The following is a 16,332-nucleotide window of genomic DNA, read 5'->3' as shown; positions in this document are numbered from 1 at the left end:
CTTGCCCTCCCTAGCGAGGATAAAATTTATCTTTTTGGATTTTTTCAATGTCATGGTGTTGGCTCAGGGCATCAAACTCAGCTCTGTTTACCTCCAGCAACATTTGTCCGGTGGCATCAAACGAAGCTAGTATTGCAATATTCTCGTCTTCCAGCCATTGAACAAAGCCTTCCTCATCTGCGCCCAATGCAAGGGTCACAATAACATTTACCGGAGCATGGTTTTCCAACTCGGCACACACCTCGGGGTATTGCTCACATGAAGAGGATGAATCTTCCGAGCACGCCCCAAGACACAGTGCAGTAATTAAGGCCGCGCCTTTACACCACTTCGCTACCATTGGATGTTTCCTCCTGCAGACTGACAATGTTCAGTCATATCTTCGACAATAATGCCGTCAACATTTGCCCGGCATGCGGGTTGTTTGCCCGGCGGCTCAGATCTGTTTCCGCCTGGTGCCGGCGCTACCATTATCTGCTCCAGGTATTCAAGTGCATAGGGCACATACAATGCAACAGTTTGCAGACCATTACGGGGATCAGTGACGGCTTTTCCTTGTTTAACAGCCAGCATCAATTGCTTGGCACTCGCGTCGGGAAAGGCCGATCGCAACAGGGCAATAGCGCCCGCTACCTGAGGCGCAGCCATGGATGTTCCAGACGATGTAATGTAGCGTCCTTGCAGACCTGAGGACGTAATTTCTCCCCCAGGAGCTACCACATCGAGCTCTGCATAGCTGTTTGAAAAAGAAGAGATATTGCCGTCAGGATCAGTGGATCCAACAGTAAGGGCTGTGGAAATACACGCTGGGCTGGCCACCGCGTTGGTATAGCGTTCATTGCCAGAAGCGATGACCGTGACAACGTTTTTTTGTGCCAGCAAATCGATAAAACGCTTAATAGGCGCATCATCGCATGTATGAGAAAACTGCCCTCCACCTAAACTCATGTTCACCGCGGCTACATTGTGTTTTTCGGCGTGCTCATAGACCCATTCCAAGGCTTGCATAATGTCGGAATCTCGTGAGCCCATTCGCTGCCCTGCAATGGAAAATACGTTCAGGGTCAGTAAATTAGCTTGCGGCGCAACACCGGATAACTGGGCCTGGAAGCCGGCGACAATGCCAGCGACATGAGTGCCATGAAAACAGCCTGCATTGCCTGTACATGGTTGCCCGGCACTTACCCCAAAAGCGCGTTTTTGCTTGCCAGGACAAGAGCCATTGAAGGAGAAGCACGCCCCGTCGATAACGCGCTGCTGAAAAAAAGGATGGCTGCTCTCAACCCCTGAATCAATAATTGCTACCGCATATCCCTCACCCTGGTGCGAGTAGTCGGGGATACCATTCAGACCAATAGTACGGTGGCTGTTAACCAGTGCGGGCGTGTTGAATCTGTCCGCGTACACCCCCTGTACCAGTTGGGATTGCTGCAACCGTTGCAGCTCTTTCTCAGAGACGCTTTTGGCCACGGCAGGTACGTGCTTGAATTTCACCAGTTCATTGAAATTAACCCAACCCTGCTCCTTGGTAAATTCCTCTTGAACCTGGCTGATATAATCCTGCAAGTTGAGCCACCCGCCTTGAGCTTGGCGCTCTTGGGACGCTTTCGGGCTGCTTTTCAGCACCACGATTACCGGTATCTCACCATTGTCTGGCAAGGTCTGAACGTCACTATGATGAATCTGCTGGGCGCAGGCACTAGTGATAATAAAAGCACTACACAGAAAAACCCCCAGTGCATGCCACAATAATTGCTTAACGAGATTACTCGCCACCATGTTGTTACCCCTTTCACTGAGGGTTTCGGGTTATAAAATGTGGTATATAGAAACCCTAGAGACAAAAACCGTCTATTGAAAAATACTTTCAATATCCAATGCCTTGGGTTCAGTTTCTTTCTTGTTAGCCGGTACACTTACCGTAAGTACGTTACCGGTTTGTTCAACAATTAACCCCTGTGACCAGTTCGTCGCTATGTCCCTTAGGGTGTCGGCAATTATATCCCTGCCAAAACGGGAACTGAGAATGAAGCCTAACGCTTTGTAGTTCCGCAGACCTACCACGTTCTTGTGGTTTACCAGTTGCTCTGCAAATTGCTGCTTTTCAGTTTCGCTAAAGTGCACCAAATTGACCTGGTGCTTAAAAGTAAAATTAGGACGGCTCACCTCGTCGTCGAGGATCTCCGCCAGTACCGCGCCAAGTTCATCTGCCAGCCAGCGGGAATACTCCCCTACTGACTCAGACAAACACACATCGACGCAATCGAGTGGCACCATCCAGTATTCTGAAGCCTGGGTTTCGAAGGCTCCCAGTGACTCACCGGTATTAATATATATTAACCGCCCGGCAATCCTTGCCCGCACAGCATTCGCTGTCTTTGAGCGGTTTTCTTCCAGGTAAAGATGAATGGCAAACTCCACCATAATGTCTACTGGCTGATGTTGAATGGTGCGCACCAACGCGGTGAGATCACTATCGCGATAGCCCTGACGGCTCGCTTCACTGCTTCCCAGCAATTCAGATGCAGCATAAGAGGAAAAACCACGCCCTCGCATTTGATCAACAATCGCCGTGGTCACCCGCCGGTAGATTGGCGCGCTGGAAGCGATGGACCCCTCTTCGCCACCGGCGCCAATCACCACCAAACTCGGCATAGGCGCAGCGCGGCTACCCTGTGACAACACAAATAGCAGGACTATCCCTATTACACGCCACATTCCCATTCTCATGCCCGCTTATAGACTCATTTCTGCCGCATCGTTCAGTGCTTCCATCTCCGATGGTACTTTTATCCCCTGATCTTGCGAGTATTCGAATACCAAAGACGTGGTTTCATACAAGGTATTTATGTAGTCCGGACTGGTGCGAATAATTTCCTTCACAGCATTAAATTGCACGATATTTCGTTCCATTAGCCTCACATTCGTGGCATTGTTAGCCAGCGTTTTGGAGTAAGCCGGTGCCACTTCACTGACGTCTTTGGCCTGCTTAACCCCGACGTAATAAGGCACAAAGCCTGTGGCAAACAAAATCCGATTTTCTCGACTCAGCTTGTCTTCTTCCGCTTTTTCGTCAGCCAGCACGTCTTTAGCTTCCTGGCTCAACGCGTTAATGCTGTCTAATACGTCGCTGTCAAGGGTATCGCCATTTTCTAACGACGTGCGCTTTTCTTCCATTTGAGCTGCCAATTCTGCTTTGCCAATGGCCCTGAGCCAAATTTCCTGCGCCGTCATAATTGACATCAACGAGGTAACATATGCCCCGAGTAACGGGTCGGACACTGCCAATCCTGGCGAGATCGTAAAACGCTCCTGCAAACTGGCTTCATCCACCCTTGTATCATTCTCTCCGGTTATCACCTCCAGAGTTTCCTTAATCATAGTTTCGGTGGATTGACACCCCAGTAAACAGGACGCGCCCATCGCTATTGCAACTATCTTCACCTTCCACATACTTCTATCCTCTGATCTATAATTTTTGTAAAAAATGGCTTTTTATTTTTCCGGCGAGTTTTCTTGATGCTATATTAATTCCGCTTTGAGTCGCCAACGCTTCGGATTCGCCTTCTCCCAGCGTATTGGCCACTTCTAGTGTGGTCCTCTCATTGGTATGTGCATTAATGATGGTCGCTGTACTGTGCAGCTTAACCTGATGAATTTCCTGTCGGAGGTTGTCAACCCCGACAAACGTCAGCGTGTGAGTAACAATCGCGCTGTAGGCTTTGGCACCACCGGCTTTGGCTTTCGCGGCGGCGTTCAGAGGCGCTATCGCAACGTTTCCGCTGTTAACAAACTCCTTTTCCATAAGCCCAAAATTGAACATGCCACCCGTGCGATCTGACAGTTCATCATATTGCGTGGACACCACTAAGTTTCCACCAGATAAGGATTCCGAGAGTGGAAGAGAAAACGTGCTCCTGGCCGCTGACAGGCGTTGCTCTGTGGATTGCAAAAACTCCACGACCACCAATGTGATTTCTTCCCGGGATGATGCCAACTTTTGCAATCGCTGTTCAAAATCTGACTTTTTGAAGCTCGCTACCACGTCAGTAACCAATCGGCCGCGCTCGTCAAAGGCCTGGTCTACCCGATACTCGTTAATCAGTTTCGAGATGTTTTTCTGCATTAGCGCTTTGGGAATTTTCGTCTCGATAAAGTGCAACATATTGGGGTCAGTGTCGCTGTAGTAATCCAGTACCCCCTGATAAAGGGCTTCTGATACTTGCTGCTCTTTGTCACTGTCGCTGACCTGTGTAACTGCCAGAATTGAATAGCCTTCTATTCGCACATCTCTGGCAAAACCGGTGCTAGCCCACATAGCAAACACGACTAACGCACTTATCCTTATAAACGACATGACGCGTAAGCCTCCTTAAGTTTCTCGAACTGCTTAAAAAACGCCCGTTGTTGGGTGCGATCAAACCCTTGTGCTTTCATAAACTCAGTGCGATCGTCGTAAGTTTCAGTGTTGGCTTTGTAGATCAACGCCAGCAAATTAGTATCAAAGAAGTACCACTCCTCATGGGAAAAAAAGCCGCTGGGAATCTTCTCGTTGGTAACATATTTAAGCTGTTGACGAAATACGTCCTGATCACCGCGTTTAAGATTTTTCACCACCGCCAGTTCGCTAAACACGCCATAATAGTTCGACTCACCGGCTCTGTTTTTACTGTACGGCACTTTTTTAAAGCCTCGCAACGTAAAAATCACCTTGTAATAAGGCCTGGGTAATGTGAGCTTGTAGGTTTGCTCTCCCCCAAAAAAGCGCCCTTGCATCTGCAGCACAGACTGGTCGGCAGTGTAGGGCTGTACTGCAATATTTTGTGTTTCAGACATGGCTTTCGTCAGTTGATTTGCTACATAGCGCCTGTATACGTCCAAGCCACTTTCCTTTAGTCGCTGTGGTAGATAAGGCAGCGCTTTGTCACCAACGATAACATCAGCAACGGCAAACTGTACGAGGCTGGCTTTGGCAGGCGCAGGAGCCTGATATAAGGCATCGACGAAATACTGAATCAGCCCCTGGTGATCACCGCAGACGTTATTCGTCAGCATGTCTTCCACACGCTGTACAATGGCCTCACGGGATACTGCAGTACTGTTAATATCCGTACAACGCAAGATGGGTAACGTTTTGGTGTATACGAGTTGAGAAGCTTCAACGTCGAAAATGACCAACTGTGCTGACAATTGTACCCACCACGGATAAACGGTACTTTTCGACAAGGTCACCTGTTCCTCTGACACAGCCTCGCTGTCAATCAGCATGCTCATGGCATATTTATGCCCGTCGTCTTTGTCGAGGCTGCTGGCCGACACGGTCATATTGCGGGGAGGCTTCTTCAGGATAGCCTGATAAAGTATTGCATTGAGATTGTTGTTTTTTACTACCGACGACGTCAACGGATATTGAATGGCGAGATCTTGTTTACCACCTAAAAAAGTGATACCGGCAAAAGCGACCGTGTCAGTAAAACCTCGCTTTGAGGGCTGCTGTCCGCCCATTTGTTCAGAAAAGCCAGGGAAAGCACAAGTCAACATAAGAATAAAAAGCGCAAAAAACCCTGCGATTCGCGGTAAGTCAGCTTGGTTCCTCACCGCTTTGTACTGAATTGAATACATTACACCCATGCCTCACTCATCCTTTTGTAACTGGCTATAAGAGTATTTGCTGACTTTTTATACCAAAGTAGAGTATAGGAACTTCATATTACGCGCAAATATTGATCTGTGCAGAAAAGACAAGCCCGGGTGCGCTCGAGGCAACCGTCATTGCGGACTTTCAGCACAAAGAACGGAAGAGAAAAAGATGTAAGAGGTTGAAGTTAAATAAAAGCCGCCCTCCATCTGCATGGCATATATTAAGAGCGGCGGTTACTTGGTTCGATTTCTACGGCAAATAAGGAAGTGATGACTGGTGCAAGATAATTCTTACGTTCCCGTCGTCACACTGTTTAAAAACGAAGCTCTTATTTACAAAAATATGGCTGTCATCTGCACCGATAAAATGCACGTTACACTGCACAATGGCCAAGTTGCCATTGATAATGAAATCTTCTTTGCTATACCACACTTTCACCCATGGCTTTAGTTTAAAGCCATTGTCGTTCGGATAACCGCTGTTCCCACCAACAAAATACGACAGCGCTCCTTCTTTTGTCGGACGGAATGTGTGCTCTCCAAACGTCAGTGTTGGCTTAAATAACACCTTGCCGTTGTCGTAGTCATAATGGTCTGAAAGGACCTGATCTGCTGCCGCTTTGGCGTCTCCACCTTCAGCATGCACTTTTCCCACTTTGACAACATTGTCACACCACGTTTGAAGCGCGGAATAAACCATTTCTTCAGTAAACATCACTCATCCCCTTCTCTTTAGTTGCGTCTGCGTTGAACACAGAAATTTATTAAAACATATAGTGAAAAATATTACATTTACGCAAAGCAATCAACAAATGAGATAACATCACAATATTAACTAAATAGCCAGATGTTGCGTGACTAATTTCACTAAGAGAAGTAACCGCCCAGGCACTTTGGAATTTTTTAGTAAAAAAACATTTACTCAAAGGAATTTAAAATGAGATGTCAATACAGACAACTATCAGTAAGCTATCGCTCTGCCAAAAACAGTTGGCCAATATTTCGCGTTAACCCTGAACAGCTTGACGATTTTAGTGATGGCACCGCACAACGCCCAACCGGAATTCCCGGTGAATTCCAACCAAGCTTTAACAACGCTGAAGCCTTGGTTAATGTCCCAAACTTACACTTTGTACAAAGGCTTTAGCTGGCAGCTTGAAACCGTTGTGGTTTGCTTATCAAAGCGGCAACGTCACTGAGTTTTTCAACCGGGATAATCATATCTATCAGCCCTTCAAAGTGTTCAATTGAGGGGTTGATTACTAGCGTTTTGATACCGGCGGCCACAGAAGCCGTTGCGCCGGTCAATGAGTCTTCCACAACCACTGTAGTATCCCGACTACTGTTGAGTTGTTGCATGCCTTGCAGATAGATATCAGGAGCGGGCTTAGGCTCCGACACGTCATCGGCGGTAAGAATACAGTCAAATTTAGTGTGCCAGGAAAACCTCTCCAGCACTTTGTCGACAATAGAGTGGGGAGAATTGGTAGCCAACCCTACTTTCATACCGCAATTCCGACACAAGTCTAATAGTGAATCAGCGCCTTCAATCATCGCTCCCTGCTTAGCAATGCGTTCACCGACTTCATCAATCACTCTGCGCTCAATTTCTTTAAGAGAAATCCCCTGCCATGGAGTGATCTGGTACCAATAATCAGTGACGTCAGCAGTAGACATTCCCGCTGTTAATGCAGTACTTCCTTTGCTCATATCTACCCCCAGTCCGGAAAAAACCGAATATTCTGCGGCGGTCCAAAAACCTTCCGAGTCAATGAGGGTACCATCCATATCGAAAATAATCGTGTCCGGTTTCACGGGTGTTATATCCTGCATTCAGCGGTAATCAATGCTTAACCTAACAAAAAAACGCGAACAAAAATACCGAGATACCAACCTCAGGGAGAGCAAATGAGATGGCGACCACTGTTTCGTTGCCGAAGAAAAGAGCACCTTTGTGCTCTTCAACATTTTTCCATCTGAGGTTCAGGTAGTGACAACGATGTCCCTAGTACAAATAATCAGGAAGTGGCTCGTCGAACATGCCCCGCTTATACTGTTCCACAGTTTCTTCTGCCAGCTTTTCACGATTTTTTTCAGCGTAACCTCTCAACTTTCTGAAATCGCTGTTTTCTTCGATTTCACGCAGCGTTTCAATATAACGGGCAGAACCTGTGCTACCAATGGCGTTGGCAAGCCAGGCAAAGGTATCAATTTGATGCTTTTCGGCCTTAGCATAGTGTGTTAATAGAATTTCGGCAGCGATATCCGACAGCACTTGATCTTTCGAGCGGGTACTCACCATTTCTCGCGCCCCCTGCTTAAGGCTTTTCAAATCGCCGGCTAACATGAGCGACTTCAAACGAACCACCAAGGTAGAAACAGCTTCTTTCTCGTAGATACCCTCGGGCAGCTGGTAAATGCCTGCCACGTATTGTTCTCCTTCTTTGCCAGGCAGCATATCGAGCGCTTTCTCGGCGTGGCGCTCTAACTTATCAAATTGGGTTTTGCTTACCACCTCCGCCAACACGCTGTAGTAACGACCATTCTCAGAGGCACCTATAGCTCTCGACAACCAAGCAAGAGTATCCACCTCAGACGCGTACACGTCCGGGTATTTTTTTAACAGCACTTCCGCTGCAATATCCAGTAACGCCGGGTCCGAAACTCTATTTTCGTATATGCGCTGTGAAGCGATTTTTAGTTGTTTTATATCTCCTGACAAGATCATGTCAGCCAATGGCTGATATTTACTGTCAACTGCCGCTACTGTGGTAAAAGACAGCACAATTGCCGCCATCGCTATCAAAAAGTGCTTCATAAGAAACTCCGTTTCCAAAAAATGGTCGATTAAGGGTTAATTAGTACATTCCGCCATTTACACTAATGACCTGGCGGGTGATGTATTTCGCGCTGTCAGACACCAAAAAACCAATGGTATTTGCCACGTCATCCACGTGTCCAAAGGTACCTAACGGAATCATTTTTTTCGCTTCATCAGCAATGGCACCTTCAATCATGCCGGTTTCTATCACACCAGGAGCCACGCAATTCACCGTTATTTTTCGTTTTCCAAGTTCCATTGCCAGTGCTTTTGTCGCGCCGATAATTCCGGCCTTAGAGGCACTATAGTTAGTTTGCCCGCGATTCCCCATCTGCCCTGAAACCGAAGACAAGGTGACAATTCGGCCGCCTTTACGCAAGCGGATCATCGGCATAATAGTAGGGTGCAATACGTTGTAAAAACCGTCTAGGTTTGTGTGAACAACGCCGTCCCACTCTTCACTGGTCATTGCGGGGAATGCCGTGTCTTTGGTAACACCTGCATTACACACCACGCCGTAGTATGCGCCAAACTGCTCGATGTCAGATTCAATAGCCGTTCGCGTGCCATCTCTGTCCGCAATGTCAAATTGTAAGGTACTGGCTTCACCACCGGACTCAACAATGTCATTCGCTACTTTCTCGGCAGCGTTTTTTCCACTGCGATAATGAACGGCAACAGCAAAACCCTGTTCAGCGAGCTTGTATGCTGTTGCCATTCCAATTCCACTGCTGGCGCCGGTAACCAGTACCCTCTTTTTATCAGACATAATTGTCGCCCTCCCGTTTTACTTCATCACCATTAAACAGGCTAATTGCCGCAATAAAATTAATGGTATTTCCAATAAGTATAATACTTCCGAATGCCTGGACGATGGGCATAGAACTAAATGCCAACAGACCAAATGACAACAGGCTGGTTACCGCCGACAACAAAATGGCCTGCTGAGTGGTTTGCCGCTTTGCGGTCATTTCTTTGGCGAAAACAATATAGTCCATACCCAACCCAAGGACCAAAAACAGCGCCATCACGTGGAACACCGTAAGTGCTTGCCCCATAACCGACACCATCGCCACCGCAATCAGGCTTGCTACCGCGGGTACAAGTAACAGCAATACAGCTGATATCTTGCGGTAGTAGAACACCAGTAAAAGGCCGATGAGTGTGTAAGCCAGCACCAATAGCCTTGTTCCCGCTTCCCGTTGAAGTTTTAATGCGTGAGAGGCATTGCCCAGTGTATTGACGTACGTGACGCCAGGCACGTTCTCACTGGCTTTTTCAATACTGACAAGGTTGCTGTTTTTCTTAACAAGCGCAAAGCTGTACAGACCGCCACCGTTGGCTATCCACAGCGGGGGTAACGACGGCAGTTGCTCCATGAGATCGGTGAACCTTATGATATTGCCTTCCGACGCCAGGTACTGGGCTTTCACCCCATCGAGTGAACTCGCGGGAAGGCCGAGCTTTTGCGAGAATGCATCAAGCGCACCGCCGCTCGTATAAAGGGACGCCTGTAACGCGTAATTGGCTTGTTGCTCTTCGGGTGAGGGCAGCCAATCGAGAATACTCGATAACCCCTGTTTATCTTCACCTAATACAGAGTACAAAGAAGTAAGGGCATCAAAAATATCTTGCGGTGTCTGACCACGAACAAGCAGGTAACGGCCAGGTTCATATACTTGGGTAAGGGAAGCGACATTCTTTTCCTGTTCCAACAGTGTTGCTGACACATGGAAGAACCGACGCGGATCATCATTCACCGCTGTATTGCCCATAAAGACAAACGTCCCGCAACCCACTGCTAACAATATACCACCAACGGCCAGCCAGGATGGTCGACGTGCAAAGAATTGCTGCAATACGCCGATAATTCCAGACAGCAAGGTTTGTCTGGCCTGAATAGGCCGTCGCACCACAAGTGGCCCGAGAATGATGACACTTAACCATGCCATAACCAGCCCGGAGCACGAAAACAGTGCAATTTTTTTGAGAATCGTGAGATCGGACAAACTGAGCGCGCCGTAACCCACCAAAGACGTTAGCACACTGAGTAACATCGCCCGAAACAAGGTACCCGCTTTTTCATCACCGCGCTGCTGTTCGTTGTTTTGCGACAGAAAGTGATAAAAATAGTGCAGCGAATAATCCACCACGATGCCAATTAAACTTGCACCAAACACAATGGTGAGTATGTGCACTGAGCCAAATACGGCAATGCTGGCTAGAACACCAAAGCCCACCCCAATGGCGATAGAAGTAAGAGATAACAAAAGGGGCAGCAATGATCGAAAGACCAGTAACATGAGAATCAGCACGCCTGCAGCAGAGCCCACAGCAATTAGCTGAATATCTGATTTTGCGGACTGTGCCGAATCCACAGCAAAAAAGAACATACCCGAATGCATTACTCGCACTTCGTATTGTGCTTCAATCTGTTCTTCCGCCTGCCGGATTTGTTGATATAAGAATTCTTGTTCTGACAAGCTAACAGGGTAAGTAGTAAACTGCACAGTAAAGGTTGCGACAGAAGCGGGGGTCTCGTCGCCCACCGGACTGGCTATATTATCCAGTCCGGACAAAAGGTAATCTGAATACCAGCCGAGCGGATCATCGTTAAATGGCAATAGCCTCACACCATTGCCCAACTGATAAAGCTTGCGCTGCGCTTCTTCTGCTATTTGCTGAACATTCCCCGACGCTAGCGCTTCTCGCTGCGCAGAGCTAAGGAGGTTAAAGCGATAGGGCGTGAGCGCCGAAAAATAGCCGCTTTGCACTTCACCTTCCAGCACTACCCTCAATTCAGGTAATGCGCCTATGCTATCTTGTAGTGCTTTCGCTGCTTCCTTAGTCCGCTTTTCTGCAGCACTGGTAATGGCAACGACAAACCGCTGGCTTACGTTTTCAGTTAATGAATCCAATGCAAACTGCAGACTTGGGTCACTGACTTTGTCCGGATTGAGATCATTTAAGTTAGTATCTATCTGAATTTGATGAGCGTTAAAGGCAAAAAACGCTGCCCCCGGAACCACCACAAGGACAAAAATCACTCTAACTAGTAAGGCCATCATAAGCGACTATCGCGATTTATATCGGGCGGGGGAGCGCAACACCTGGCACCATGTGGCAGTATCGGAATACAAGGTTTGGCATTGCTCATAAGCACTGCGTTTTCCTTCAAAGGCGTACTCGTTAATATCAGCGATACTCACACTGGTGAGCTGGCCGGTAGCATCCGTGATGGCGATATCCAACGACACCCCTGCTTCCGCTGTGTCCTTTTTTTGGATGTGAATGCTATCCAGTCCTCTGCGCATCATATCGCTATGAGGCCGCATTACTATAGCGTTGTCATCGGCCGGAGAAATCGCAAACTCTTCAGTAAAATATTGGGTATCACCCTTTAGTAAACGCACGAAAATATTTGACATGATATACCGGGTAGTGCCCGTAAGCGGGGTGAGCGCACCGGTTTCATCAGCTCTGAAGTTATTGCTGCCATTTACGTACAAGATAGCGTCTTTAAACGGTTCACTGGTGTGCCAAACGAGTCCGAGATCACAGGAATAATAAAAATCTCCCGTTGACATTAAGGGCACAGGCAAACCTTCGATAGCTTTCTTCTGCGTAAACTGACCTGAAAAATGACACCCGGATGGAAACACAGAGGCCAGCAGCGCTTCGTCTTCAGGCTGAGTATCTTTTGCTGCTAACGCGCCGCTTAGCCCTCCTAAAAACAACATGCTAGCAAACCACTTTGGGTAGATTTTTGTCATTATTTGCTTATCCATGTGTCCACGGCATCAACCAGAAAAGCGGGAGAGACATATTGGGTCACCATATCAGGCATTGCCACTGCAAACTGAGTGGTTTTTGCCTTAGTGTGTATCTCGCCCGTGTCTATATCTTTAATAAGATAACTAATTTTAAGGCGGTTTTCCCATTCCGTTAGCCAGGTTTCCACTACTACTTTCTGTTCAAAAAGAAGTGGCTTCACGTATTTCACCTGAATATCTACAATGGGAAAGAAGAACCCTTGTTCTTCCATTACACTGTAGGGACATCCAATTTCAGACAGCAAAGCGCAACGCGCCATTTCTATGTATTTGGGATAATTTCCATGCCACACAACGCGATAAGCGTCGACATCGAAAAAAGGGATATCGATATTCAGGCAAACCTTCTTCATAGGGCGTTACGCTTTGGCAGAAAGTTCTGCAAATACGTCAACCACGTCCTGAATGGTTCTCACTTGCTTAAATTGTGCAGGTGACACTTCAACGCTGGTGGTTTTTTTGAGGTCAACCAGTAAGTCAACGGCGTCGATACTGTCGATGTCCAAATCTTCATACAGCCTGGCTTCTGGAACGATCTCCGCGGGATCCAGTTCGAAAAGGTCAACGAGGATTTCTCTGACCTTAGTCAGAATCTGTTCTTTTTCTGTATTCATAGGTATATCACTACTTTTGCGTTCCACTTATCACCGGCGCTACTGACTGAACATCGGCAATCCGGTTTTTATAATACTCTTCTAAATATTTTGTCAGCTGCCGGTATTGTTTTGGTCTTGGCTGCGTCTTGTCGATACAGTTGCCTAACACTAACAACTCACCAGAGGTCAGGGTAAATTCAGGCCCGCCCTCGGGGATATCATACCACTTATCCCCTTTTTTTAATGCCCTGGGATAACATTCTATAGTGACCGGCATAATGGCGGCATCCACGGCCACAGCCATATTGGCAGCACCGCGTTTAAAGCGGATCACATTATCTTCTTTGGTTCGCGTACCTTCTGGAAAAATGAGAATATTTTCACCCGCTTCCAATTTCGCTGCTGCCATGGGCAGCACTTGCTCAGCATCGTTAGGAATAAAGCCAGCTTGGCGCACCACTGCACCTGTGAAAAAATTATTCCACACAGCGCTTTTAACAAAACAACACATCTGCTCATTTACCGCCAAAAGCAACACAACGTCAATTAAAGAAGGGTGATTGGCAATGATAATGTGCCCCGGTCGGGCTTTTTTCATCGACTCCACGTGAAAGCGATAGCGAATGAGGCCAAAAAAACGCATTATGCGAATAAAAAGCAAGCAACCTTTGTGAATACTCCAGCGGATCATACGTTGTTTTTTGTCTGCAGGAATAAAGGTTACGGGGCTCATCAGACGAAAGAAGATGCCAACCACCAGCGCGCCCAAACCAAAAAGACCGTAGCTGATCCCAGCGCTAACTATTTGCCATACTTTACGCATGCGGGAGGCTGTCATGAACGGCATTCGCTTTTAGTAACGCAAGTTACGCGCAGAAGCATTCAATTTCTACCAACAGTTCTTTGCGGCAGACATCGGCGAGCGTGTACACGGCATTCACATCCGGATAGCGCTCAGATAGCCATTGCCGGGTAAACGCCACATGTTCCGGGTGTCGAACATACACTTTGAATGCAGCCAGCTTGCACCCTTTGGGATTTGCTGATTCGAGTAAATGACCAATATTGCTCATAGTAACGTCTAACTGGCGTTCAATGTCGCCCTCACCCAAGGTCTGATGGCCGATGATACTGGCGGTACCAGATATAAACAACAAATCTGCACCATTGATGGTTAACGCTGTTGCACGCGCAAACGACGGACTGCTGACACCATACTGACGAGGATATTCGTAGGCATTCACCTGATGATTATTTTTATAATGCTCGGGCTTAACCTTACTGGCAAATACGTAAATCACCGCGCCTTCACTGTGATGTCCAAGCGCTGAAGCGGCGGGAAACCCATCGGGTGTTATTCCTGCGGATTCAAAGGCGTTTAAACGACCAGTACAAAACTTTTTATACAGTTCATTGTCGCCTTCTCCCACATTAATATCCGGTAAGTAGTTCCAGAACCTAAAGGGGTATGCATAGCCATGCTCAGCTAACAGCGATAGTACAGCCGTATATGCACCCTGCGTATGCGGCTCTATAGCTTCACATTCATCTTTGCTCAGCCAATGTGCAACACACATCACATCATCCGTCTTCGACCAGAAACAGCGTCCCGTCAGCCCTCGGCTTACAGGCTCAGAGACAGTCCACACCTCGCTCATTGTGCTACCATTCGCTTCTTCCAGACCCGTGGCTATCATACCTGGGCCAAAGGGCTCACATTGCGCCACAAAAGGCATTACAGCAAAGGTATTTGCTTGTGACAATAACTCGTGTGCGGGTGTGGAACTAAATTGCTGTTTTAACATGATACAACTGGGTGTGGCGTTATTTTAATATGAATGAAGCAGGCAACTCTCTAATGAGCTTGGCAAAACCTTCCCTTGCTCTATCGCTGGGTTATGTTTTTTGCGTGCTGTCATGCGGACTAATTTGTGGGACGTCATTCCGTGACACAAAATTAGTGTTTAATTTGGCAGTAGTTTAAACTAGCGGTACTTGAAAATAAAGCGAATGGACGGCCAGCTTACAACTGCCGCTCAAATCCAAAGACACCAGTAGTACAACCTCCCATGCCAAACACATTCCCGCTGATCCAACGCCAACCCAGAGACCCAATTGCCTTTTTAACGCGACCTGTTGAAGAAATTGGATTTCCCGCCGGTACAATCAATGCCGCACAATTTGTGTCTCATGTCCAGCAGGTTGCAGCAGCACTAGCGGACGATGGTTACGCCATAAATCTGTGTGGCAATCGCTACCTGTTTCTTGTCGGCTTATGCGCTGCTGTGTTAAGGGGGCACACAACACTGCTACCGCCAAACCACAATGTCGCTACACAGTACAAACTCAGTGAAGAATATTCTCGCTGCTACGTTATACACGATGGGGGCGACACTCATGCAGAATTGCCGTCTGTGAATCTGCTGTCCATCCCGTTTCAGATGACATCTGAAACTGACTACATACACATCCCACGCATTAACAATGATTTTCTCGCCTGTATAAGCTTTACCTCTGGTTCAACGGGCCACTCTAAGCCAAATTTAAAATACTGGCGCACGTTGCACCGCAGCAGTAGTATCAATTACGCCTTTATGATCCCTGACTGTGACACCACTTTATATCAGCTCGCCACCATGCCCGCACAGCACATGTGGGGACTTGAGACCTCAGCCCTGCTGCCTCTATTTAGCCCGGTGTGTATGAGTGATGCCAAGCCATTGTTCCCTCAGGACATCATTGATACGTTTTCCTCGCTGCCTGAACCCAGGCAACTGGTGTCAACACCGGTTCACTTACGGGCACTTTGTGCCAGTATGCAAGCCCCCCTTAGTGCACACTCAGTGCTTTGCGCCACCTCGCCTCTTACAGTGGAGTTAGCTAAAACTGTTGAAGAGAAATTTTCAGCGCCGCTCAGAGAGGTTTATGGTTGTAGCGAAGTGGGCTCAATGGCCGTCAGACGCACCGCAACAGAGAAAGCATGGCTTAAGTTCACCGGCATTGACTTTCACCAAAACGGTGAAGTAACTACCGCTGAAGCCGCGCATTTACCTGGCCCTACAGAATTACAGGATGTCATCGAACTACAGGGTGACAATCGGTTTGTATTGGCAGGGCGAGCGTCGGATTTGGTGAAAATTGCGGGTAAGCGAGGCTCTCTGTTCGATATAAACCAAACACTCCTGACCTTTGATGGTCTGGAGGACGGCATTGTGATCCATCCAGCTGCCGCAGGCCAGACAACAAGGCTGGTGGCCATTGTGGCGCTGAAAACTGGCGTAGAAAAATCCGATCTTTTGACATTTTTAAAACGACGTCTTGACAGCGCGTTCGTGCCAAGACCCATTTATGTAGTCGACGCGCTGCCGAGAGAACCCAATGGCAAATTACTCAGAATGCACATCGATGCATTACACGCTTCGTTAAAGAAGCAACGGTGACG

General features: G+C 47.6%; 18 protein-coding genes. 2 read left to right on the top strand and 16 right to left on the bottom strand.

The window, feature by feature from the left end; all coding sequences use genetic code 11:
- Window positions 1–10: 10 nt before the first annotated feature.
- From KO518_RS01605 to KO518_RS01575, 7 genes are all read right to left on the bottom strand, one after another.
- Complete coding sequence (locus KO518_RS01605) at window positions 11–340, bottom strand: hypothetical protein (RefSeq protein WP_216024053.1); 330 nt, start codon at window positions 338–340, stop codon at window positions 11–13.
- Complete coding sequence (locus KO518_RS01600; RefSeq protein WP_216024052.1) at window positions 334–1,779, bottom strand: S8 family serine peptidase; 1,446 nt, start codon at window positions 1,777–1,779, stop codon at window positions 334–336. The genes KO518_RS01605 and KO518_RS01600 overlap by 7 nt, the downstream gene beginning before the upstream one ends.
- 72 nt (window positions 1,780–1,851) lie before the next feature.
- Entirely contained in the window at window positions 1,852–2,718 is an 867-nt protein-coding gene (locus KO518_RS01595) for a hypothetical protein (protein WP_216024051.1), read from the bottom strand.
- A gap of 18 nt (window positions 2,719–2,736) precedes the next feature.
- Window positions 2,737–3,453, bottom strand: coding sequence for a hypothetical protein (locus KO518_RS01590; RefSeq protein ID WP_216024050.1), 717 nt, complete (start codon window positions 3,451–3,453; stop codon window positions 2,737–2,739).
- Window positions 3,454–3,469: 16 nt separating this feature from the next.
- A complete protein-coding gene (locus KO518_RS01585; protein ID WP_216024049.1) occupies window positions 3,470–4,357 on the bottom strand; it encodes a hypothetical protein in 888 nt (295 codons plus the stop codon).
- Window positions 4,345–5,631 carry a hypothetical protein gene (locus KO518_RS01580; protein ID WP_216024048.1) on the bottom strand — a complete coding sequence of 429 codons (1,287 nt, stop codon included), beginning with the start codon at window positions 5,629–5,631 and terminating at the stop codon, window positions 4,345–4,347. The genes KO518_RS01585 and KO518_RS01580 overlap by 13 nt, the downstream gene beginning before the upstream one ends.
- Before the next feature lie 259 nt (window positions 5,632–5,890).
- Window positions 5,891–6,355 (bottom strand): hypothetical protein, encoded by a 465-nt coding sequence (locus KO518_RS01575; RefSeq protein WP_216024047.1) that lies wholly within the window; start codon window positions 6,353–6,355, stop codon window positions 5,891–5,893.
- A gap of 222 nt (window positions 6,356–6,577) precedes the next feature.
- On the opposite strand from KO518_RS01575, the gene KO518_RS01570 reads away from it, so the two are divergent.
- Window positions 6,578–6,787 (top strand): hypothetical protein, encoded by a 210-nt coding sequence (locus KO518_RS01570; protein ID WP_216024046.1) that lies wholly within the window; start codon window positions 6,578–6,580, stop codon window positions 6,785–6,787.
- Here KO518_RS01570 and KO518_RS01565 read toward each other — a convergent pair.
- From KO518_RS01565 to KO518_RS01525, 9 genes are all read right to left on the bottom strand, one after another.
- A complete protein-coding gene (locus KO518_RS01565) occupies window positions 6,784–7,455 on the bottom strand; it encodes an HAD-IA family hydrolase (protein WP_216024045.1) in 672 nt (223 codons plus the stop codon). The genes KO518_RS01570 and KO518_RS01565 overlap by 4 nt on opposite strands.
- Window positions 7,456–7,645: 190 nt before the next feature.
- Window positions 7,646–8,458 carry a hypothetical protein gene (locus tag KO518_RS01560; protein ID WP_216024044.1) on the bottom strand — a complete coding sequence of 271 codons (813 nt, stop codon included), beginning with the start codon at window positions 8,456–8,458 and terminating at the stop codon, window positions 7,646–7,648.
- Between the two features lie 40 nt (window positions 8,459–8,498).
- Window positions 8,499–9,230, bottom strand: a complete 732-nt coding sequence (gene fabG, locus KO518_RS01555) for a 3-oxoacyl-ACP reductase FabG (protein ID WP_216024043.1) — start codon at window positions 9,228–9,230, stop codon at window positions 8,499–8,501.
- On the bottom strand, window positions 9,223–11,529 hold the full coding sequence (locus KO518_RS01550; RefSeq protein ID WP_216024042.1) for an MMPL family transporter: 2,307 nt from the start codon (window positions 11,527–11,529) through the stop codon (window positions 9,223–9,225). The genes fabG and KO518_RS01550 overlap by 8 nt, the downstream gene beginning before the upstream one ends.
- Before the next feature lie 6 nt (window positions 11,530–11,535).
- Window positions 11,536–12,234: an outer membrane lipoprotein carrier protein LolA gene (locus KO518_RS01545; protein ID WP_216024041.1), complete on the bottom strand. Its 699-nt coding sequence runs from the start codon at window positions 12,232–12,234 to the stop codon at window positions 11,536–11,538.
- Entirely contained in the window at window positions 12,234–12,647 is a 414-nt protein-coding gene (locus tag KO518_RS01540; RefSeq protein WP_216024040.1) for a thioesterase family protein, read from the bottom strand. The genes KO518_RS01545 and KO518_RS01540 overlap by 1 nt, the downstream gene beginning before the upstream one ends.
- Window positions 12,648–12,653: 6 nt before the next feature.
- Window positions 12,654–12,908, bottom strand: coding sequence for an acyl carrier protein (locus tag KO518_RS01535; RefSeq protein ID WP_216024039.1), 255 nt, complete (start codon window positions 12,906–12,908; stop codon window positions 12,654–12,656).
- Between the two features lie 10 nt (window positions 12,909–12,918).
- Window positions 12,919–13,728, bottom strand: coding sequence for a 1-acyl-sn-glycerol-3-phosphate acyltransferase (locus KO518_RS01530; RefSeq protein WP_216024038.1), 810 nt, complete (start codon window positions 13,726–13,728; stop codon window positions 12,919–12,921).
- 28 nt (window positions 13,729–13,756) lie between these two features.
- Complete coding sequence (locus KO518_RS01525) at window positions 13,757–14,695, bottom strand: hypothetical protein (protein WP_216024037.1); 939 nt, start codon at window positions 14,693–14,695, stop codon at window positions 13,757–13,759.
- Window positions 14,696–14,959: 264 nt separating this feature from the next.
- On the opposite strand from KO518_RS01525, the gene KO518_RS01520 reads away from it, so the two are divergent.
- Window positions 14,960–16,330: an AMP-binding protein gene (locus KO518_RS01520; protein ID WP_216024036.1), complete on the top strand. Its 1,371-nt coding sequence runs from the start codon at window positions 14,960–14,962 to the stop codon at window positions 16,328–16,330.
- Window positions 16,331–16,332 lie beyond the last annotated feature (2 nt).

Source organism: Aestuariibacter sp. A3R04 (assembly GCF_018860805.1).
Classification (GTDB): domain Bacteria; phylum Pseudomonadota; class Gammaproteobacteria; order Enterobacterales; family Alteromonadaceae; genus Alteromonas.
Note: the sequence above shows the minus strand (reverse complement) of the source record. Positions and strands in the feature narration are given on the sequence as shown.

Excerpts from the sequence above, each read along its gene's own strand:
- KO518_RS01600 (WP_216024052.1), bottom strand. The coding sequence starts at position 1,779 with ATGGTGGCGAGTAATCTCGTTAAGCAATTATTGTGGCATGCACTGGGG.
- KO518_RS01525 (WP_216024037.1), bottom strand. The coding sequence starts at position 14,695 with ATGTTAAAACAGCAATTTAGTTCCACACCCGCACACGAGTTATTGTCA.
- KO518_RS01545 (WP_216024041.1), bottom strand. The coding sequence starts at position 12,234 with ATGACAAAAATCTACCCAAAGTGGTTTGCTAGCATGTTGTTTTTAGGA.
- KO518_RS01530 (WP_216024038.1), bottom strand. The coding sequence starts at position 13,728 with ATGACAGCCTCCCGCATGCGTAAAGTATGGCAAATAGTTAGCGCTGGG.
- KO518_RS01595 (WP_216024051.1), bottom strand. The coding sequence starts at position 2,718 with ATGTGGCGTGTAATAGGGATAGTCCTGCTATTTGTGTTGTCACAGGGT.
- KO518_RS01540 (WP_216024040.1), bottom strand. The coding sequence starts at position 12,647 with ATGAAGAAGGTTTGCCTGAATATCGATATCCCTTTTTTCGATGTCGAC.
- KO518_RS01580 (WP_216024048.1), bottom strand. The coding sequence starts at position 5,631 with ATGGGTGTAATGTATTCAATTCAGTACAAAGCGGTGAGGAACCAAGCT.
- KO518_RS01585 (WP_216024049.1), bottom strand. The coding sequence starts at position 4,357 with ATGTCGTTTATAAGGATAAGTGCGTTAGTCGTGTTTGCTATGTGGGCT.
- fabG (WP_216024043.1), bottom strand. The coding sequence starts at position 9,230 with ATGTCTGATAAAAAGAGGGTACTGGTTACCGGCGCCAGCAGTGGAATT.
- KO518_RS01605 (WP_216024053.1), bottom strand. The coding sequence starts at position 340 with ATGGTAGCGAAGTGGTGTAAAGGCGCGGCCTTAATTACTGCACTGTGT.
- KO518_RS01570 (WP_216024046.1), top strand. The coding sequence starts at position 6,578 with ATGAGATGTCAATACAGACAACTATCAGTAAGCTATCGCTCTGCCAAA.
- KO518_RS01535 (WP_216024039.1), bottom strand. The coding sequence starts at position 12,908 with ATGAATACAGAAAAAGAACAGATTCTGACTAAGGTCAGAGAAATCCTC.
- KO518_RS01575 (WP_216024047.1), bottom strand. The coding sequence starts at position 6,355 with ATGTTTACTGAAGAAATGGTTTATTCCGCGCTTCAAACGTGGTGTGAC.
- KO518_RS01520 (WP_216024036.1), top strand. The coding sequence starts at position 14,960 with ATGCCAAACACATTCCCGCTGATCCAACGCCAACCCAGAGACCCAATT.
- KO518_RS01550 (WP_216024042.1), bottom strand. The coding sequence starts at position 11,529 with ATGATGGCCTTACTAGTTAGAGTGATTTTTGTCCTTGTGGTGGTTCCG.
- KO518_RS01590 (WP_216024050.1), bottom strand. The coding sequence starts at position 3,453 with ATGTGGAAGGTGAAGATAGTTGCAATAGCGATGGGCGCGTCCTGTTTA.
- KO518_RS01560 (WP_216024044.1), bottom strand. The coding sequence starts at position 8,458 with ATGAAGCACTTTTTGATAGCGATGGCGGCAATTGTGCTGTCTTTTACC.